19 protein-coding genes are annotated in these 19,413 nt (G+C 32.9%); 16 read left to right on the top strand and 3 right to left on the bottom strand.

Going from position 1 to position 19,413, the window contains the following annotated elements:
• The first annotated feature begins 63 nt into the window (after nucleotides 1-63).
• The 11 genes from MHH85_RS13305 (at nucleotide 64) to MHH85_RS13255 (ending at nucleotide 10,625) form a co-directional block, all read left to right on the top strand.
• Entirely contained in the window at nucleotides 64-1,269 is a 1,206-nt protein-coding gene (locus tag MHH85_RS13305) for an EAL domain-containing protein (RefSeq protein WP_193739021.1), read from the top strand.
• A 342-nt stretch (nucleotides 1,270-1,611) separates the two neighbouring features.
• Nucleotides 1,612-2,406 (top strand): VLRF1 family aeRF1-type release factor, encoded by a 795-nt coding sequence (locus tag MHH85_RS13300; RefSeq protein WP_340707447.1) that lies wholly within the window; start codon nucleotides 1,612-1,614, stop codon nucleotides 2,404-2,406.
• Nucleotides 2,407-2,699: 293 nt separating this feature from the next.
• Nucleotides 2,700-3,731, top strand: a complete 1,032-nt coding sequence (locus MHH85_RS13295) for a tRNA dihydrouridine synthase (protein ID WP_340707446.1) — start codon at nucleotides 2,700-2,702, stop codon at nucleotides 3,729-3,731.
• A 107-nt stretch (nucleotides 3,732-3,838) separates the two neighbouring features.
• Nucleotides 3,839-4,048, top strand: coding sequence for a hypothetical protein (locus MHH85_RS13290; protein WP_340707445.1), 210 nt, complete (start codon nucleotides 3,839-3,841; stop codon nucleotides 4,046-4,048).
• A gap of 412 nt (nucleotides 4,049-4,460) precedes the next feature.
• Nucleotides 4,461-4,682, top strand: coding sequence for a hypothetical protein (locus MHH85_RS13285; protein WP_340707444.1), 222 nt, complete (start codon nucleotides 4,461-4,463; stop codon nucleotides 4,680-4,682).
• Between the two features lie 762 nt (nucleotides 4,683-5,444).
• A complete protein-coding gene (locus tag MHH85_RS13280; RefSeq protein WP_340707443.1) occupies nucleotides 5,445-6,092 on the top strand; it encodes a peptidylprolyl isomerase in 648 nt (215 codons plus the stop codon).
• A gap of 342 nt (nucleotides 6,093-6,434) precedes the next feature.
• Complete coding sequence (locus tag MHH85_RS13275) at nucleotides 6,435-6,824, top strand: hypothetical protein (protein ID WP_340707442.1); 390 nt, start codon at nucleotides 6,435-6,437, stop codon at nucleotides 6,822-6,824.
• Between the two features lie 305 nt (nucleotides 6,825-7,129).
• Entirely contained in the window at nucleotides 7,130-7,645 is a 516-nt protein-coding gene (locus tag MHH85_RS13270) for an RNA polymerase sigma factor (RefSeq protein WP_340707441.1), read from the top strand.
• Nucleotides 7,632-8,636, top strand: coding sequence for an anti sigma factor C-terminal domain-containing protein (locus MHH85_RS13265; RefSeq protein WP_340707440.1), 1,005 nt, complete (start codon nucleotides 7,632-7,634; stop codon nucleotides 8,634-8,636). Before MHH85_RS13270 ends, MHH85_RS13265 begins: the two co-directional genes overlap by 14 nt.
• 284 nt (nucleotides 8,637-8,920) lie before the next feature.
• On the top strand, nucleotides 8,921-9,781 hold the full coding sequence (locus MHH85_RS13260) for an alpha/beta fold hydrolase (protein ID WP_038185727.1): 861 nt from the start codon (nucleotides 8,921-8,923) through the stop codon (nucleotides 9,779-9,781).
• A gap of 229 nt (nucleotides 9,782-10,010) precedes the next feature.
• Nucleotides 10,011-10,625, top strand: coding sequence for a hypothetical protein (locus MHH85_RS13255; RefSeq protein WP_038185724.1), 615 nt, complete (start codon nucleotides 10,011-10,013; stop codon nucleotides 10,623-10,625).
• Between the two features lie 276 nt (nucleotides 10,626-10,901).
• On the opposite strand, the gene MHH85_RS13250 is transcribed toward MHH85_RS13255, so the two are convergent.
• Nucleotides 10,902-11,168: a hypothetical protein gene (locus MHH85_RS13250; RefSeq protein WP_246832445.1), complete on the bottom strand. Its 267-nt coding sequence runs from the start codon at nucleotides 11,166-11,168 to the stop codon at nucleotides 10,902-10,904.
• Between the two features lie 123 nt (nucleotides 11,169-11,291).
• On the bottom strand, nucleotides 11,292-11,666 hold the full coding sequence (locus tag MHH85_RS13245) for a hypothetical protein (protein ID WP_076035528.1): 375 nt from the start codon (nucleotides 11,664-11,666) through the stop codon (nucleotides 11,292-11,294).
• 293 nt (nucleotides 11,667-11,959) lie between these two features.
• Between MHH85_RS13245 and MHH85_RS13240 the strand changes: the two genes are divergently transcribed.
• Both MHH85_RS13240 and MHH85_RS13235 read left to right on the top strand, forming a co-directional pair.
• A complete protein-coding gene (locus MHH85_RS13240) occupies nucleotides 11,960-12,664 on the top strand; it encodes an ABC transporter ATP-binding protein (RefSeq protein WP_038185721.1) in 705 nt (234 codons plus the stop codon).
• Nucleotides 12,633-15,074 carry an ABC transporter permease gene (locus MHH85_RS13235; RefSeq protein ID WP_076035527.1) on the top strand — a complete coding sequence of 814 codons (2,442 nt, stop codon included), beginning with the start codon at nucleotides 12,633-12,635 and terminating at the stop codon, nucleotides 15,072-15,074. The genes MHH85_RS13240 and MHH85_RS13235 overlap by 32 nt, the downstream gene beginning before the upstream one ends.
• Nucleotides 15,075-15,424: 350 nt before the next feature.
• On the opposite strand, the gene MHH85_RS13230 is transcribed toward MHH85_RS13235, so the two are convergent.
• The gene (locus tag MHH85_RS13230; RefSeq protein WP_038185716.1) at nucleotides 15,425-15,826 is read right to left on the bottom strand and encodes a hypothetical protein; all 402 of its coding nucleotides are present in this window, start codon (nucleotides 15,824-15,826) and stop codon (nucleotides 15,425-15,427) included.
• A 909-nt stretch (nucleotides 15,827-16,735) separates the two neighbouring features.
• Here MHH85_RS13230 and MHH85_RS13225 point away from each other — a divergent pair.
• From MHH85_RS13225 to MHH85_RS13215, 3 genes are all read left to right on the top strand, one after another.
• Nucleotides 16,736-17,359, top strand: coding sequence for a hypothetical protein (locus MHH85_RS13225; protein WP_051448732.1), 624 nt, complete (start codon nucleotides 16,736-16,738; stop codon nucleotides 17,357-17,359).
• A gap of 254 nt (nucleotides 17,360-17,613) precedes the next feature.
• A complete protein-coding gene (locus MHH85_RS13220) occupies nucleotides 17,614-18,501 on the top strand; it encodes a hypothetical protein (protein ID WP_340707439.1) in 888 nt (295 codons plus the stop codon).
• A gap of 417 nt (nucleotides 18,502-18,918) precedes the next feature.
• Entirely contained in the window at nucleotides 18,919-19,353 is a 435-nt protein-coding gene (locus MHH85_RS13215) for a hypothetical protein (RefSeq protein WP_340707438.1), read from the top strand.
• The last annotated feature ends 60 nt before the right edge of the window (nucleotides 19,354-19,413 follow it).

Raw genomic sequence — 19,413 nt, 5'->3', positions numbered from 1 at the left:
AAAGATAATTGTTTCATGATTTCAAGATTGTCTTATGGTCAATCGGTTAAGGAGGTCTATGGGATGGACGCAATTGATGTATTAACAAACTTAGAGAAATTGAAGGTATACTACCAGCCCATTTTTAGTGCAGACGAGCATGTTGTTATTGCATATGAAGTCTTTGGCAAGCTTATAAATAATGAAGAGCTTATAAATTTAAATACATTTGCCTACGATGACGATATTCCTGAAGAGTATCGGGTGGAAGTAGAGCATAAAATTTTGCATTTGGCTCTTTCCCAACTAGCGGAAGAATCAAAAGATTTTGATATTTATCTACCGTGCAATGCGAACTTGTTAATACTTGACTATGGGGAAAGTTTTTTTGAAATAATAAAAAAATACATACCCGAGGAAGAGCTAAGTCGAATTGTACTTGTAATTTCAGAGCATAATTTTAATGGTGAATTCAGACAGTTAAATAATATCATTCGTTATTTTCAAACTTATGGTATGAAAATTGCGATTAATCAAGTTGGTTCTGAAAGTCATTGGGACTATATTAAAACGCTTTCCCCTAATATTTTGAAGTTGGATATAGAGCAATTGAGTTATCAATCTTGGGGTGAACAAAATGATTTGTTCACATCACTTGGTAAATTAGCGCGTAAAATTGGTGCAAATATGTTATTTGAGGGAATTGATAAAGAATACAAACTTCAATTTGCGTGGAAAAATGGAGGACGTTATTATCAAGGTAAATATCTAGCTGATGTACATACAGGAACAATTCCACGGGATCAATTAAAGAAGAGTTTTAAAGAGCGATGTCAGCAGTTTATCTCAACAGAAAAGCGCTTGTTAGAAGATAATTATAATGCATTGAAAAATTTGCAAACTACATTAGAGAAATCCGTACAACGTATAAAGCCTTCGAGCGACAATACGGACCAACTTCTAACGCTTGCTAAAGAGCTTGATGCATATTCCTTCCGACTTTATATATGTGATGGTGAGGGATTTCAAACATCACCTAATATCATGTGTATCGATAAGAAATGGCATATACAAGAAGAAGCAGTTAATAAAAATTGGAGCTGGCGTCCATACTTCTTAAAAACAATTATTGAAATGCGTAATGACCAAAGTGGTGTGTTATCTGACTTATATAGCGATATTGACACAGGAGAATTGACACGTACTTTCTCTATACCGGTAAATGTGAATGAATACCTATTTATTGATATTTCTTACGATTATTTATATAACCATAATATTTTTAGATGAAAATGGGTACTGCTAAGGGAGAGATTTCTCAATCTTGCAGTACTTTTTTCCTTTTGAAAAGTATAAAAAAATTTATTTACAGCTATTTTTTTCAGAGGAAATCTTTTGACTTAATTCATTTCACACGTACTAAACTGCAACCACCACGTATTCACTGACTTTACACCTTCTCTATATTCCATTTTCAGCGTAGTTGAAATGTCTTCATTTAATTTTTTCATCCTAATTTATCCTTTGCAATTCATTTAATGTAGTTTCGGATTCGTTTTAGAATCAGCGTGTGTGGGTATGTTAATTGGGTAAGCTTATATAGATGTAAAACTTAAGGAGGTTACTAAATTTATGTCAATAAGTAAAGAGCTTCAGGCCCTAAAAGAATTTAAATGTAATGATCGTTGTGTGTTGAGTGTGTATTTAAATACTAATCCAGCTGATCCTGATCAGCTGAAAGGTGCATGGAAAATTCATTTAAAAAGTGGTTTAAAGCGAATGGAAGAGTATATAATAGCTTCTAAAAATGAGGATGAACTGAAAGCATTTAAAACAGTGAAGGATAAAGTCGTTAAAGAAATAGATGATCATTCGAATGAATTGCGAAAAGGAGTCGTTATTTTTGCTTCGGACAATCCAAGTTTGTGGTCGGTTCACTATGTACAAGTACAGGTGAAAACGAGCTTTCACTGGGAGGATCATCCGGTACTTGAAGAGATGGAATACATGTATAAGGCTTACCCAGATGCGGGCATTATCTTACCAAGCTTTGGGGAAGTACGTATTCTAGATACAGCAATGGGCTTCTTAAATGATGAACTTATTTACGATTTCGAACCGAATCTGGAAGAATGGGGAAATCGAAAAAAAGTGACTCCTGACAATCATCCTGACATTGGAAGCAGCAAAGCAGGTGCTTTAGAGCCTCGGCTGAAAGAAAATTTGGGACGCTTCTTTAAAGGAATGGGCGAAATTGTAGAACGATTGAAGAAAGAGCGAGGCTGGAAGGAGATACATGTGGCCGGAGAAATTGAAATGGCAAAGGCTTTTGCCGAAACCTTACGCGAAAAACCAGCTAGTTGTATTCACAAAAACCTCAACAACAGCAGCGCAAACGAAGTGCTCCACGAAATTTTTGAAAAATAACGATGTATCAAAAAAAACTAACTGACTCATTTCTTATGAGCCAGTTAGTTTTTTTGCGTTCTAGTTCATGAATTAATTGAACAGTTTGAACTTCAGTCATTCCCAAACTTCAGGAGGTAACGGTACACATGTTTTTATACCATTACCCTTGAGTTGTATTTAGTCATATGTGAAAATTCAATATTCGGTATAACACAGTGCATCCAACTACAAGAAATGATAATATGTATGATGAGTAAAGGATTTTGCAATAGATAAATATTATTTTATATGTTGCAAAAGGAGGATATAAAATGAATAACGAACATAATTTTTGGCTTGATTTACCGAAGCCGTTTTTTATATTAGCACCAATGGAAGATGTCACAGACGTTGTGTTTCGCCACGTCATTAGTGAAGCAGCAAAACCTGACGTATTTTTTACGGAGTTTATAAGTACAGATAGTTATTGCCTTTCTGACGGAAAAGATAGTATGCGTGGGCGCTTAACGTTTACGGAAGATGAACAACCTATTGTCGCTCATATTTGGGGCGATAAACCTGAGTATTTTAAACAGATGAGTATTGATATGAAAAAACTTGGTTTTCTTGGGATTGATTTAAACATGGGATGCCCCGCACCAAACGTTTCATCAAAAGGAAGGGGTGCTGGATTAATAAAACGGCCTGAACTGGCAGCAGAAATTATTCAAGCAGCAAAAGCAGGGGGATTGCCAGTTAGCGTTAAAACAAGATTAGGTTATCTCGACATTAACGAATGGTGCGATTGGTTAGGACATGTATTGAAACAAGATATTGCGAACCTTTCTATTCACCTTCGTTCAAAAAAAGAAATGAGTAAGGTAGATGCACATTGGGAACTAATCCCCGAAATAAAAAAACTTCGAGATGAAATTGCTCCAAATACGTTATTAACAATTAATGGAGATATCCCTGACCGAGCAACAGGTTTAAAATTAGTAGATCAATACGGTATTGATGGCGTAATGATTGGCCGAGGCGTTTTCACGAATCCATTTGCTTTTGAAAAAGAACCTAAAGAACATAGTATGAAAGAATATCTCAATTTATTACTTTTACAGTTAGATCTTCACGATAAATATTCAAAAGAAATCGAACCTCGTCCATTTAAGCCACTTCTTCGCTTTTTCAAAATCTATACTCGGGGATTTGAAGGTGCAAGTGAACTAAGAACCCAATTAATGGATACAAAATCAACGGATGAAGTCCGTCGATTAGTACAACAATTTTTAGAATTAGACCTATGCCAAGCACAGGAGACGGAGATAGGTTCTGCGTCCAACAATAAAATATATAATGACTAACAATCTAGTAGATGGATCATCATTTTAACAGGTGAAAACTTCCCAAATTTTATTGTGAAAATGGTGTCGAATAAACATTTTAAATTCACAAGCTGGGAGACAAATTTTTGGTGGGATTAATTCTATCACTTTATCTGCATATTGTTGTGGGTTCTTGGAAACAAACAACATATGAGGTAGCTTATTCTGATCTTAAGAGAACTTACATTCTTCATATAGTAGGAATTTATACACAAAATGGTGCTTCTGTTAATCGTACTGTAGATGTAGCGTTCTATTGTAGTGCAACTGGTGTAGTTAGCAAACTTAGAATATAGTACAAGCATACAAACTTAACTACTATGTAATTTATCCAAAAAAATAAAGCCCTCTTAGTCGAGCCTAATGCTGAAATGAACAGCTACGGTCCCAACTAAGAGGGTTTTTTAATTATATGAATTTAACTACGCCAATTGAGTTACGTTTAAGTCGATAATGTTTGCGAACCTTCTATTAGAGTAAAAATATTTACTATCCCAGCTAGAAAAGCAATAAAGACATGTTGTTATTTTAAACTGGAGTAAAAGTATATTATAAAATAAAGACTGTTCAATACATCCCATTGCCGTAGGCTTTCCATTTCTATAAATGAAGTGTATAGAACTGATTTTATTGACATAATTTACTAATATTTATATCCTTATTGTGAAGGTTTGGGATAGTTGATTAATTGCATGGGGGAAATTTATAATGTCAAGAAATGACAATGAAGTTGAAAGTTATTATACAGCAAGAGCTGGAGAAATCTGTTTTTGTTTTGTAATTATCTGTTTATTGATTTGGGGATTATACGATTATATAACAACGGGAGAACTACATTTTCAGTGGGCATTGATGTTTTTATCTATTTTAATATTTTATAGAGTTAAATCTTTTTTATTAAAAAAAATAAAAAACAAGATTTACATATAAAACCATAATTATATTTTTTGCAATAACTGATAGAGCATTTGTGACTTAATGAAGTATTGTATAGACTTTAACAACATCTTTTTATAAATATTTGTAATTAAAATTGTATTCTTCTTAACCGTTTTATTTTTCTTAATATGTTCATTACTTGTTTTTACTACAGGTGTGTAGTCTTCAGCTAATAAATAATGGACACTCTTTTCAAAAAAAGAAAAATACATAAGGACATTATGGACAGGATCACTCGCTATATTATTATTATTTTTTGGTGCTTTCAAATATTCAGGAGGTCCAATATATAAAATTTATATACCCATTGCTATGACAGTGGTGTATATAATTTCATTGTTGTATATGTATCGAAGTTATAAAAATGAGGAATAAATTCGGGGAATAGCTTCTTTCACTAATGGTGCAGAATAGTTGAAGAAAATGAAAAGTAGTTATGCCACATACTATCCTTAAAAAAGGCCAACCTTTGGCGAAAGAGGGTTAATGTAACCCAAAATAACCAATGGATGGAGCACAATGGTAGAGATAGATGGTCAAGGAAAAGCAGTACTACAGTTTAATATTAGTTTAGGTGAACTGTATCTTAAGTACGTGTGGTTTTTTTACTTCGGATGCTTATTGATATGAGATAAATTCTCATGTGCTACGTTTACCCCAGTTCTATATGAATTCTAGTTCATGTATTCTTTTTCTAGTCTTCTATGATATAGTTTTTAAGAAAAGAAACATGTGATTGGGGGATATAGAAAGATGTTTGCAAAATCGAAATTAGTGTTTTTAGTGCTTAGCATAATGGCTGTAATTGCTTTAACAGGCTGTGTTACATCAAAAGATGAAGAAAAGGTAAAGGATACATCTAGCTATGCTTCTGAGGTAAAGGAAAAACCTGTTGTCACAATTACAATGGAAAATGATCAAAAAATCGTCATGGAATTAGATCCGGAAGTAGCACCAAATACGGTAGCGAATTTTGTATCATTAGTGAAAGAAGGCTTCTATGATGGCTTGATTTTCCATCGTGTTATCCCTGGATTTATGGTGCAAGGTGGCGACCCAACTGGAAACGGTACGGGAGGGCCTGATTATGCGATTAAAGGCGAATTCTTAGCAAATGGCTTTGAAAATAATTTAAAGCATGAGCGTGGTGTCGTATCAATGGCACGTTCACAGGATCCAAACTCTGCAGGCTCACAATTCTTCATCATGGTCGATACTTCTGAACAATTGGATGGCGAGTATGCGGCCTTTGGTAAGGTAACAGAAGGTATGGACGTTGTTGATGAAATCGTTAATGCGGAGCGCAACGAATCCGATAAACCATTGAAAGAACAAAAAATGAAAAAAGTTGAAGTGGATACGAAAGGCTTCGATTATCCAAAGCCAGAAGTGCAAAAATAATAAATTGAATAGATTTCCCTCCCTGAATTAGGCTATTCTGCTGTAAACAATTGTATGGGAGGGTTTTCTTTTGAGTGAAACAAGATTTGTGAAATTAACAAAGATAGATTCGATTAAATTTCGAATTTAATAGGAGAAGAATTAATAAAATAGTTCCATTTATTCTCATTGTACTCAACGGGTACTGTAGTAGAAAAACTTTGAGCTGTTTGGACAGCTCTTTTTTCATATTCAACTAATGGGGCAGTTTAGTTCAATAAGCAAATCATAAGGTAGGTTAGTTTGAATGCTTAGGAACTTTTAATAATTGATAATCCTATTTATTAGAAAGGAGGTAATTAATTGAGAAAAGTTGGAATGATTTTAGGTTTATTTATAGCTGTTATTGCAGTGTTCGTATTTATAAATAAATTATATTATCCTTCTCTTCCGATAGATGATATATCTGCAAAAGAAGCGATTGATAAACTAAAAGAATCGGATAGTAAAATAGCTGAAATTGCAGTAGAAAGCGATTCTATTTGGTATATCACAAGTAGTGAAAATAAAGGTATATCGATTGCTGATGAAAATATAAAACAAATGATTGGTTCAGATGGATGGGAATTTAAAGAAAAAGATGGTACTGGTCTGTTCTTTGAAAAAGACGGAAAAAGATTAATTGCGACCACTCAAATGTGGACAAAAAAATACGTTCTTGTTAAAGTTCAAAACGAATTTAATAAACTTTAGAGTTTTATTAAACTAACGAGTACTTTAGTTCAATAAGGAGTAGAACCTTTCACTTATTGAACTAACGGGGAAGGTTTGCTGAATAGAGAAATTTTAGACTTAGCACACTTTGGAATTTTAAATTTCCGAAGGCGAAAGTAGATTGTTTTAATAAAAATTACATTAAGTTAAACAGCGAATTATCATAATCTAGTATGATTCTAATCGATCATGCTTTTTATTTTGTAAATTTTTAAGGGAAATTTCATTTTAAGTGTTAACTTTTTTCGTTGTTAAAGGTCTTATAACTGAAAAGGAGGGGAGTAATGAGTGGGCATGATGAACTGTACATAGTTTTGCAAGAAAAAACAGCAACCATTTTTAAGTATTTAATTAAAAATGGCGCAAATCCTCGAGATGCTGAAGATATTATCCAAGAATCCATCTATAAATTTATTTTAAATATTGAATCAGTTGATCCAAACAAAGCGTATAGTTGGCTATTTCGAGTATCAATTAATCATTATTATGATTTGTGTCACAAACAAAAAAGGGAAGTGAGTATATCTTTTGACCACTTTGAGCTTGTAGACGATTCACTTTTACCAGAAGACTATATTCAACAATTTGAGATGAAAAAAGAAATTGAAGACATACTGAATCAACTCACTCCCTTACATAAGCAATTAATCTTATTGAAATATGTACTTGGATTAAGTTACGAAGAGATTTCTGAGATGTTGGATTTAAATTTAGGAACATTGAAAACCTATTTATTCCGTGCAAGAAAATCCTTTAAAGACATATATCGAAAGGAGAATGAAAAACATGACAGAAAATAAAAAAGAACAGGAATTAAATGATTTTTTTGATGGAAAGTCAACAAGTACTATTTCAAAGGTTGTAAAAAAAGCAAAGAGAATAACGATTCTCCGAAATATGGGTATCTCTTTATTTGTCATAGTTTTCTTGTTAATTACTTTAAGTTTGTCTTGGCTTTTTATAATAAGGGGAAGTCAAGAAAAGGCGATGCGTGATATCGAATTATTTAGCAGAATCACTAATCCCAATATTGAGTTATTAAGAAGCCAGAACGAATCAAATGGTGTATTTGAAGGGATTTTAACGTTTAATCGATATAAAGAGATTGAAGGGATTCCAGTAGATTGGAGTAATGATGTTGTTAGGTATAGTCTGTTTGGTGGGATGAGTCGTTTCACAGGTCATTCATTAATACAGATTGAAGATAAAGAAGATGGACTTGATAGGTATTATGACAGTGAGACAAAGCAAAGAATGATGAGCTTTTATCATCCAGAGGTATTGTACAGCGAAATGCGTAATGACCTAAATACCTTAAATAAATTTACAGATGATACTTTGATCGAATTAGGGGTTTCATTTAACCAAAATTATACACCGGAAGAAGTTCGAGAACTAATTCCAGAGAATATTACACTTAAATGGTACTGGGTAGATACCTATTCACGTGAAGACATTAAATCATTAAACACACACATAACCAAGTATAAACCTGCGTTCCCTGAATTAGCTACTGAAATTTACGGGTTTAGTGAAGACCCTACCGATTCCTCTATGAGTGAGAAGCGTTTTATTGATGATGTACAAACGGGCTTAAATGAAGATGGAAAATACTTTGGGGAATTCAATCGTATATATAACAATTTAAAAGGTGATTCTGCACAACTAGCTCCTAAAAATATTGAGGTAATAGGTGCCGTGGTAACAGGAAAACCGAAAGAATTAGCTGAATTAAATGATATGGATATGATTCGGGGAACTGTACTAGGCGTTACGGTAAAACCATATTGAAAATAGATTGTTATAACCATAGTATGTGAAGAATTGTACTTAAACTAACGGGTGCTTTACTTGAAGATCATTGAGTTGCATATGCAGCTCTTTTTTTCTTTCTTGAACTAACGAAGCAGTTTAGTGGAAGAAGGTTTTCAGTGCAGCCGTATAGACGGCTTTTTTAAGCTATTAATGAGCTAGATTAAGTAAGATAGTATAATCTTCAATTCATACAATATCCATGAATGTGATAACATACAAATAGGACTTGGTAGGAAAATATGGATATAAGAGAGGTCTATATGAGTATATACAAAACACAATATGGAAGAGAAATGTCATTAAAGCTTTATGATGCTCAATTAAAAAAATTGGATTATTCATGTAAGGATGTTTACGTTCATACTAGTTTTGGAAGAACACATATCATTGAAACTGGCAATCTATCTGGTGAACCGTTGTTAGTTTTTCATGGTGGGAATAGTACGACTGCCTATAATTTACTAATGTACAGATTCCTGCTTAAAGATTTTCATATTTATGCGGTTGATATAATTGGTCATCCTGGAAAAAGTGATGAAGTTAATCTCTCTTCTAACAATTATGATTATGGAAAGTGGGCAAGTGACGTTATTTCAGGGCTTGGATTTGATAAAATAGCTTGTTTTGGGGTTTCTTATGGTGGCGGAGTTTTGGCAAAACTGATGTGTATCGCACCGGAAAAAGTAGAAAAATCCGTATTAATTGTGCCATCAGGTATTAATAATGCCTTTCCAATCAGTACTGTAAAAATGATGATACCTCTACTAAAATATAAACTAACAAAGAAAGAAAAATATATAAAAGAAACAGCTTTATTTATGGCTATTAAAGAAGAAATTCTTGATAAAGATACTTTGGATATGGTAAAAGATAGTTTTGATCATGTGAAAACAAAAGTAGGGATGCCATCTAATGTTAGTGAACAATTAATGCAACAGTGTAACGCACCGTCACTTATTATGGCAGGTGAAAAAGATTGTTTATTTCCGGCGAGAAAAGTATTACCAAGAGCAAAAAAAATCATACCAAATGGTACGGTTCATATGCTAAAAGGATGCGGACACATGCATGTGATGCCAGAGCGTGAAAAGAAAATGATCGTTGATTTCTTAAGTGTTTAGTAACTTTAAAGTTCTTAAAATAATAAAGTTATTGAACTAACGGGGTGCTTTACTTGAAGATCATTGAGTTGCATATGCAGCTCTTTTTTCATTATTGAACTAACGGGGCAGGTTAGTTGAATAATGTTGTTTAATTTTTGTTCAATAAACGTGCTAATTAATAAAGTAATTCATTGTGAACATAGGAGTAATATGAAATAATCCTGACAAATTGATTGGAGGAGTAAAAATGCAAGGCTTTAAGCGCTACTGCTCGTTTGTAATTCTTATCTTGTTGTTAACAGGGTGTGCGGGGGTGGAAAAAGATAAAACATCCTCAAATGCGAAAATAACTGTTGAGCCATATAACCTGAGTGAAAAAGAAAGTCTGCTTATTAGCAAATCGGGAGTAGGGCATATTAAATTTTTTAAACTAAATGGCACTTTAGCTGAAGATGATGATTTGGAAATCTCAGTGGAAGTATTTGAAAAAGGTAAGTTTAAAGAAGAATTGCTAAAAACCTGGGATGACCCTGAAAAAAATTATAATGATACCCTCATTTCATTTGGAATAAGTGACTTTAACGATGAAGTTCGTCCTTTAAAATTGATATCTGGCATACCTTCTGGGTATGTTACAACGAATTATTCAAATAAAATGACGTCTTCTTCTTTCAATAATTTAGTTGGCGGAAAAGTTACTTTAAAGAAAAACAAACCTGTTTATTTAGCGGCATGGCTAAGCACTACAAAAAAAGAGCTGCGGTCTGTAGAAAGCGAAAATGGCGAAATACCTGCCAGCATTGCAGAAACTGAGCTCGCATTTTTATACAAAGTTTTATGGACTTATAAGGAAAAGAATTAACATTAGCAGTGTAATCGGAATAAGGAGATACAGGACCTGGTATTATATATTGGGTAATTCAATTAACGGGTGCAATTGTTTAATAAGCGTCTCGGTTCTTATTAAACTAACGGGTGCTTTAGTAAAAGAAGAAAGGGTTCTACATATTAGTCATATCTAATATGTAGAACCATTTAATTTTTCTATTTTTTAAAAAATTAGGTCTTTATAAAATTTATCCCCCTCTTCTTTTTGTTTTACTAAATAACCTATTTCTTTAGTTGAATCTGTTTATACTTATTGAAGTTCAGAACGAATCGGTTCTTCAGGATAGTATAAATCTTTGCGTAAGCAGACATCTCTATGGGTGAGTGTTTCACCTTTAAAACGAATCCAAATTTCATCATCTGCCATGACTCCATGTGTTTTTCGTACAATGCCCCAGCGAATATTAGATTGCATATCCAGTGAAGCCAGTAATTCTTTTGCGTTGACCCGAGTAGGAGGGAAGGTACGCCATTTTAGCCAATGTTCTATTTCTTCTAAGCTAATATGCCCTTCCATATTCAGTGAAAATTGTTTGTTAAAATCATCAATAGGCTAAGTCCGTTATCAAAAATCGGTGCCAGCTCCCATGTTTTTTATTTTGGGTCATATAAGAATAAAATGTTATTCGTGTGCCGATCTTCATTTAGAATAAGTGCATCGAAAGCATGTTTTGTTACTTGTAATAGAATCAGTAGAGCTGAAATTTGCTTCAAATAAGCGCTCAATTGTAACTTCCTGTTTTGTACCACGAAAATCGAGTGAATAGCAGCCGTCAAATTGTTCACCGTCAGCTAATTGAATGATACATGGGTAATAGACGACAAATTTAGAGGGGGTAAGAGTTGAGCATTCAAGTACGAGTGAAGTCAATACTTCTGCTTGTCCCTCATAACCTCGCGCATTTTGTTTGACCCACTTGTTTCCGATACGCCATTTCGATTGATCGATCGCCCTTACTAGAAGTACTAATAATACGTTCAGCGTCGATAGGAATATGAATTGTTTCCATTTCATCACATCCAATTTAATATGAGTTTATTTTATTATATAGTGCATAAACGTTTACCGCACGGAAAGTTGTTCATAGTGTTGCTTCTAAAATTATTGTCTGTTCTTTAAATTATCAAGATATGTTTTTGGAATAATAGAGGCTACCAAAAAACTGAATATTCATTTATAATTAACAATATGAAAATATTGTAAAATTATACAATATTTTATTTAAGGGTACCTATTAGAAAAATGTATTAAATACTGATTGGGATTTAATAATTTAAGAAACAAAAAGAAATTGGAGGGGAACTACCATGATAGAAATCAGAGACTTAAGCAAAACATATACCCACCTTTCGGATAAAGTGAAAATACTTAATAACATATCATTAAGTATTGATAAAGGTCAGTGGTATACGATAATTGGTCCTTCCGGCACCGGAAAATCGACATTTTTAAATTGTGTCGCGGGGCTCTTACAACCCGATGAAGGTGAAATTATTTACGAAGGAGTAAATATTTATAGTCTAAAGGATAAAGTGAAAAGTGAGTATAGGAGACTTAATATTGGGTTTATATTTCAAGATTTTAAACTATTACCACATTACTCAGTATTGGATAATGTAGCATTACCGTTAATTTATGATGAGCCAAAAAAATCCCTATACACTAAAGCAAAGAGTCAATTAGAAATGGTAGGAATTAAAGAACAAATGTTTAATAGATTACCCGAAGCCTTATCTGGAGGTGAAAAGCAAAGAATTGCGATAGCACGGGCGCTAATTGCCAATCCTAAAGTGCTCATTTGTGATGAACCAACAGGGAATTTAGATATTAATAATCGTAATATAATTCTAGACTTATTAAGTGAATTTAAAAATTCTGGAAAGACAATCATAATGGTGACGCATGATGAAGAGGTGGCAAATCGAGGAGATATAATCTACAAGTTATCTAATGGGATATTGGAAGAGAGGATGAAAAAAAATGATGCGTTTAGTTTGGAATCGAATAATTAGTAGAAAGTTGGTTTCCTTTACAATCATTTTAGCTCTTTTTGGAATTTTTCTACTGATACCAATAGGTTTTCAAAATACTAATGAAACAAAATTAGCTGTTGATAATTCAATTGCAGAACAAGGTAGAGGCACTTATGATATTTTAGTAAGACCAAATCATTCAAGAACAAAAGTAGAAAAAGAAGTTGGTATGGTAGAAGAAAATTACATAGGGGATAGCCAAGGTGGTATATCCATTCAGGAATGGGAAAAAATCAAACAGAACCCCGCCATTGAAGTTGCAGCACCTGTCGCATCAATCGGATATTTTAGCGGTAAAAAAACATCAGTCGAACTACCACAATTAGATGAATCCACTAGATTTACATGGGAATTCTATACTTCAGATGGACAAAAAGAATATTCACTTAGCGAACCTCAAAGCTTAGTATACTTCAAAGAATCGGAACCTGGGAATACTCAGTATTTAAAGGTTCTTCATAATGAAACTGCGTCTGGCGCTACGCTGGATGTTATGCTTCCACAAACTTATCATTTATTAGCAGCCATAGATATTGAAAGTGAGCAGAATCTAACGAATGTTGACTACTCAGAATTGAAAAATGAGTTTGATTCATTTTCACTTGATGTAATAATTAAAACCTTTGGAAATATTCCTGTTATTAAAGTCATTCAAAGGGAAGATATTAATATTCCAATTAAGATGAAATTAAAAGCAGATACAATCGAGCTTGATATTTCTGACTACCGTAAAAAGCTTTCATTAACAGAAGAAGATTGGCTTATGTCAGCTGAGAGAAATAAAATTAAACAGGTAATTGGAGAATTAAATAAGAAAAAAACCGCCTCTACTTCTGAACATGAAATAGATCTTACTTCTTTTCAAAAACCATTTGATGGAACTGCTGTTAAAATAAATAATCAATTTAAAGTAGATTTGGCTTCTGACTTTGCTTCAGATAGAGGAGAAACTACTGTTTATTATACGGCTGAAAAACTGGATTATAATAGTGAAAATGATATTTTAAACATAAAAATAATTGAAAATGGGCAACCTCCATCCTATAAAAAGATAGTGAAAAAAGGAGAAAGTTTATACAATGGGGTGAAACCTAAATTCCTTATTGAGCAAGTAGGGACATTTTCACCAAAAGTTGATAAAGAAAGTAAACTCTCATCAAGCCCTATGGGAATTTATGCAACTTCTGAAATAAAGACGGAGAAAGGACAAGTACTAAAACCTACTACTGTACCTGGAAGCTTCATTCCTCAACCTGCTGGTGGTTTGATTACGCTTAAATCGGCGGAGATTCTTAAAGGGTCAAAGCCTATAGACGCAATAAGAGTACGAGTCGCAGGTATTTCTAAATATAATAAACAAGCACAGCAAAAAATAGAAAAGATAGCAACTGAACTACTCCAAGATGGTTATGAAGTAGATATTGTTGCGGGCTCTTCTTTTAAAAATGCGACATTAGATGTTGAAGGAATAGGAAAGGTAGTAGCTCCGTGGACTACTTTAGGAGTTGCCCAAGAATTAGAAGAGAATTGGAATGGTTTAATACTATTAACTACAATATTATTTGTTACTTTTGTTCTTGTATGGTTTGTATCCCGTCTTCTATTTGAAAAGAATTCTTTGGAAAAAGAAGATGAATTATTAACTATAATAGGTTGGCCACGTGAAAAAATTATCCGAAGAAATTACCTTGAACAATATTTTTTACTTTTCATAGCATATATGTTAAGTGTTTCATTTATGGCAATAATAAAGTTAGAAGTAAGTGCATATTTCATTTCTTCAGGTATCTTAATTATAGCTTTTCTGCTGATAAATATTATATTTACAATTAAGAAAAACAGAATGAAACGTTTGGAAGCTTATAAACATTCACCATCTCTTTTCTATTATAGGGATATTATTATGCCTACTATGGTAATTCTATTTATTTCTACAATGTTAATAGTAGTTCAAATAGCGAGTTTTGGAAGTACAATAAATAAATCGCAAGAATCTACATTAGGGCAATTTACTGTTGATGGTATTTTTGGATTCCAACTATTAGTTTTAATTTCTACCTTTATTCTATCTATTTTAGGATTAAGTGAATGCTTAAATACTTTATTTTATACACGAAAATCAGAATTTAACATGTATCATATTATTGGGTGGTCTGAGAGGAGAATACTACTTCATTTATCAAAAGAAACCTTAGTGTGGACGAGCTTCTCTATATGTTTAGGCTTAATCACTAGCTGTATTATCTTATTTAACACTGAGGCTACGATAGGCTGGATTGTAGTAGGGATATTATCCTCTTCAGTAATATTGATTTTTGTAATTTTCATTGTTCTAATTTCTAAAAATTTCATTATTATTCCTAAGGGTGAAAAAAATATTAACGTCTAACATATTGACGATTGCCTAAGTTTTTTGACCTTGAATAAGTATATTATTAGATATTTTTTCTTTACAATTATCGACAACTGAAGCGTAAATTTAAAATTATATTTAGACAGTGCTGTGGGCCCGAGTCCGTTTTTCCATACTCGGGCCTATTAATTTAGCTTTAATTAGTTTTTGATCTCAGTATTTATATTGTTGAATATCTTGTTAGAAATATCCCATAATTTTAAAGATGGCTAAGGAGAATCATCATTTCTTATTCTATTATCTATAACTGTAAATTACCTAAAAAAACAACAATACCCAGTCTATATAATTAATAGAGACTGGGTATTGTGTATTCTTAATTTATATTATCTAGTTAAAATGACGCTAGCAGATGCCGTAGCAGAAGAGCCATTGGTAACTCTTAGATAGTTATTCCATGTATACGTACTGTAAGGTCCTAAATCATATTGTGCTGTTGCTGAAGTACTGTAGTAGTTTGCAGTGAAACTACGTGACGTGATTCCGTCTTCATAATAAGCGTTATAATATGGAGTAGTTCCGCCCCCCCAAGATAGGTTTTTAGTAACGGATTTAGAAGAAACACCTTTAAAATTGTCGCGAAGCGGACTAATGCTTGCATCAACGGGAACAGCAAAAGGTGTAATTCCTTCAGAGCTCTCAGCTGCTTCAGCTGAAGTACTTGTGTAACCAACCCCTAATATAAAGGTACTTGCAAGTGCACTTACTAATAGTTTCTTCATTTTCATAAAATATACCTCCCTAATGTTTTTGGTAATCCAATTATTGCTAAATATAGTTATAATTACCAATTACTATTATATCCAATATATAGAAAATTGTAAACTATTAAACTATTTTGTTTGTGATTAATTAACATATATCTCTAAAATGTAATAAAAAATTACAGAAAAATCTGGAATTATAGCTTTTTCTAACGTTTCTGGAGTTGGGTATCTATTTACAAGAATGGATTATTTATATAAAAATCTGTCTTAAGGAATGGAGAAAACCTTATTTATATACGATTTCATTCCTATTATCATTGCATGTTTTTACGCTTTAGTTCCATCTTGTCCAAAACTTTTTGACTATCTGTATTTGCCATGTTGGTATAAAGAGAAGTTGTTTTAATATCATTATGGCCGAGTTGATCAACAAGAAGAATATTAACTTGATATTTTCAATTGAAGATAATGCGCTTAAACTCATGTATATCAAGGGTTTAGACGCTTTTTGTTTTTTTTGTAATGACACTGGACGTGTTATTAACGAAACTACAATCACATTTACAGGGGTTGCTCTTGGCAAAATTAGATATGTAAGTAATTCACGATAAAGATTGTGAAAAAATGTACTTAAACTAACGTGGCAGTTTAGTTGAAGATACGGAATTCGTAATAATGAGAACGTGAACTCAGTTTCTAATAGAAATGCTTAGCTTTAAGTTATATAGAGTTACAAAAGAATTATAAATAAATCGCTTTAAATAATACATAATGCAATTTAATGGTGTTAGTCGTTTAAATACGTCATAATGTTCACCCTCGAATAATTGTTTGATTTCACCGTATCGAAGAAATCGACCTACTTTCTTTGTTTGCAAGTCTACAATTTGTTGTTTATACTTTACTTTAATTGGAAAAGGAGGGATGTAAATGAAATTGAAATTTTTACTTGCCTCAACAATTGTTGTTATTATCATTGCAATTTTCGGGGTTCGTGAATTCGTTGATTTCACACATGTAAGCTACGGCGATAAATCAATAAACGATAACATTACTGAAGTCGTTGGGGAAGCAAGCGAACCCGAATTTTATGACGCAGAATTTGGAGAATGGGCTTCGAAAATGAACGCAATGCTTTCCGAACCGATGGACAACCCAAAATTGAAGGAAGCCAACAACGATGAAGGATTCGAATATTACTTGAAGGCACAAGAAGTCATTAGGAAATTTCCGAAACAATTGATTAAAGAAGGCAATGAAATCGAAAAGGAACATTCGAATTTGTTCCTTCTATCAAGTTACATTTCACATATTCAATTCGTTCGCTCGGCACATATTGGACCTAATGGTGAAGCCAAGGAATCAACAGAACTTGCTGACAAATGGAAACCGACCGATGAAAACATGCGTCAAGCATTCGAATATATGAAGCAAATTGTGAATGATATTGACGTTGCGGTCAACCATAACGAAGAAGGCGAAATATATGGTGTTTCGTATCTATTGAACGGCGAAAAAGTTTCCGAAGTTGAAAAATTTATCAATGGGATGTAATAGCTAAGACGACGAAAACTATTAGTCGTCTTTTTTTAAGGCTGTTTTCGTAAAGATTGTTGCTATTCAACTAACGGGGCAGATTAGTTGAATAGCGTTGTTTAACTTTTGTTCAACAATCGGGCCAGATTATGGAGTGACTTTATTAATTGTTTCGTTAAGATTGTGAAGAAGTGTACTTATGCCAACGTGGCAGTTTAGTTGAATGAAAAATGTTATAATATTATTAAAATTCAAAAAATGGAGTTTGGAAAATGAAGAGTATTAAAAGATTGATTCAAGTCATCTTAGCAAGTACATCAATCCTAATTCTTAGTGGATGTTTCTCTAAAGATGATCTGAATCAACCAATACAAGAATATTTAGAAACAAACTATGGAATACAAGGTGAGTTTTCTGTTATTCAGACAAGTAATAATTGGTTTGAAGGGATTGACCATCAAACTTATATAGAAATGAAAAAGCCATATCGTGCTTATCCGTACCTAATGATTGATAGAGATACTTTGAAGATTTTAGAAAAAGAAAGTCGTGACGATATTTACCTTTCACAATTCAAGGGTGCATATATTGAGCAACATCCAAAGGTAGTTCAAGTAGTTGAACAGATAATAACAAAATATGGTTTAGTGAAATACCCTAATGAATATGCACCAGTAAGAAATGCCCCAGTTTCAATATTTCCCTACGACAATATTGAGATAGGTGTAGCTAATTATCAAGAGCTACTTGACGATTTTAAAACGACACAAAAGATAGATACTGCTAAACTTTTACCTACACTGATACCAAGTGACCCAAGAAATAATATTCCTGATGGTGAGCATGTCAGGTTTGCAACGGAACTAGGAGTGGTGAATTTTTATTTTGAATTTGACATAAACGAAAATAAACACCCTATTCCAAACGCCAAAGAATTAATTGAGGACTTCCAAAAAAGTGAAGTATTAGCAAAGGGAATATACAGTATCTATATGCTCGTAGATGACTCAAAACATTATGTGGGAGGGGAACATAATAGTGTAGTTTTGTTTGAAGTTGACGAAAATCGGGGATATACAATAATTGCCACTCCTAAATATGGTGATTTTTGGAACACTTACTTTTATGGTGATTACGCAGCTAAAAAAAATATAGAATAGAATTTTAGGTTGAATTACTTAATTGGAATTGACTAAAAATACACATGGTGCTACCCCTATTAGTAATATTTTGTAATTAGGATTAGCGCTTGTTTTCATTAAAGGGGAAGATTAATTTAATATAAAACTGAGTATGAAAACTGCGCTTATATTCGTTATGGAGAACTGTATGTAATTAAATGTCGAGTCTATATGGTACCAAGATTTAATATTCGTTATTCAACAATCGGGCGCGATTGTTGTACAAGCATCTCTGTTCTTATTCAACTAACGGGTGCTTTACTTGAAAATCATTGAGTTGCATATGCAGCTCTTTTTTCTTTATTGACCTAACGGGGCAGGTTACTTGAAGGCTATTTGAAGAAGGATGAATACACTCTTCTAATTCGGGAAGGTTAGAAAAGAGGTGAATTTATCTTGAAAAAACTATATGCACTGATTTTAATCTTATTTTTATTTACTTTTGTGTCATTTGAATCTTATGCACAGCCTAAAAACTGTCCTGTATTAAGCGATTTAGAGAAAACATCGCTTAAGAATAAAAAAGAGGTAATAGAAGCGTTAAATACTTTAATACCAAAAACTTACGGAATTGGAATAGATGATTACCCTGACATGTATACAAAGTGGAATGTAGTAACTGCCAAACCTTTTCCCAATACAGTTGGTAATAAAGAAGAAGAAGACTATTACGGAATGGCAAAAAACTTTTGTGGCAAAGAAATTGCTAAAAAATCATGGCTTGTACGTTTAGATTTTCCCAAAGCACCCGGAGCTGACTTAGCACAGGGGCAAATATTTTTAGCTAAAAGTAAGGAAAAAGGATGGTTTGTTTGGTTTCAATACCATTAAACTGCAATTCCTTATTGAACTAACGGGTACATTAGTAAAAAGGGCAACGTCATATATACG

Origin of the sequence: Viridibacillus sp. FSL E2-0187 (genome assembly GCF_038006425.1) — a bacterium.
GTDB lineage: Bacteria > Bacillota > Bacilli > Bacillales_A > Planococcaceae > Viridibacillus > Viridibacillus arvi.
This window is presented reverse-complemented; position numbering and strand designations above follow the sequence as displayed.

Bases quoted from the DNA above. Each gene is read 5' to 3' on its own strand.
- MHH85_RS13305 (WP_193739021.1), top strand. From the start codon at position 64: ATGGACGCAATTGATGTATTAACAAACTTAGAGAAATTGAAGGTATAC.
- MHH85_RS13300 (WP_340707447.1), top strand. From the start codon at position 1,612: ATGTCAATAAGTAAAGAGCTTCAGGCCCTAAAAGAATTTAAATGTAAT.
- MHH85_RS13295 (WP_340707446.1), top strand. From the start codon at position 2,700: ATGAATAACGAACATAATTTTTGGCTTGATTTACCGAAGCCGTTTTTT.
- MHH85_RS13285 (WP_340707444.1), top strand. From the start codon at position 4,461: ATGTCAAGAAATGACAATGAAGTTGAAAGTTATTATACAGCAAGAGCT.
- MHH85_RS13280 (WP_340707443.1), top strand. From the start codon at position 5,445: ATGTTTGCAAAATCGAAATTAGTGTTTTTAGTGCTTAGCATAATGGCT.
- MHH85_RS13270 (WP_340707441.1), top strand. From the start codon at position 7,130: ATGAGTGGGCATGATGAACTGTACATAGTTTTGCAAGAAAAAACAGCA.
- MHH85_RS13265 (WP_340707440.1), top strand. From the start codon at position 7,632: ATGACAGAAAATAAAAAAGAACAGGAATTAAATGATTTTTTTGATGGA.
- MHH85_RS13260 (WP_038185727.1), top strand. From the start codon at position 8,921: ATGAGTATATACAAAACACAATATGGAAGAGAAATGTCATTAAAGCTT.
- MHH85_RS13255 (WP_038185724.1), top strand. From the start codon at position 10,011: ATGCAAGGCTTTAAGCGCTACTGCTCGTTTGTAATTCTTATCTTGTTG.
- MHH85_RS13250 (WP_246832445.1), bottom strand. From the start codon at position 11,168: ATGGAAGGGCATATTAGCTTAGAAGAAATAGAACATTGGCTAAAATGG.
- MHH85_RS13245 (WP_076035528.1), bottom strand. From the start codon at position 11,666: ATGAAATGGAAACAATTCATATTCCTATCGACGCTGAACGTATTATTA.
- MHH85_RS13240 (WP_038185721.1), top strand. From the start codon at position 11,960: ATGATAGAAATCAGAGACTTAAGCAAAACATATACCCACCTTTCGGAT.
- MHH85_RS13235 (WP_076035527.1), top strand. From the start codon at position 12,633: ATGATGCGTTTAGTTTGGAATCGAATAATTAGTAGAAAGTTGGTTTCC.
- MHH85_RS13230 (WP_038185716.1), bottom strand. From the start codon at position 15,826: ATGAAAATGAAGAAACTATTAGTAAGTGCACTTGCAAGTACCTTTATA.
- MHH85_RS13225 (WP_051448732.1), top strand. From the start codon at position 16,736: ATGAAATTGAAATTTTTACTTGCCTCAACAATTGTTGTTATTATCATT.
- MHH85_RS13220 (WP_340707439.1), top strand. From the start codon at position 17,614: ATGAAGAGTATTAAAAGATTGATTCAAGTCATCTTAGCAAGTACATCA.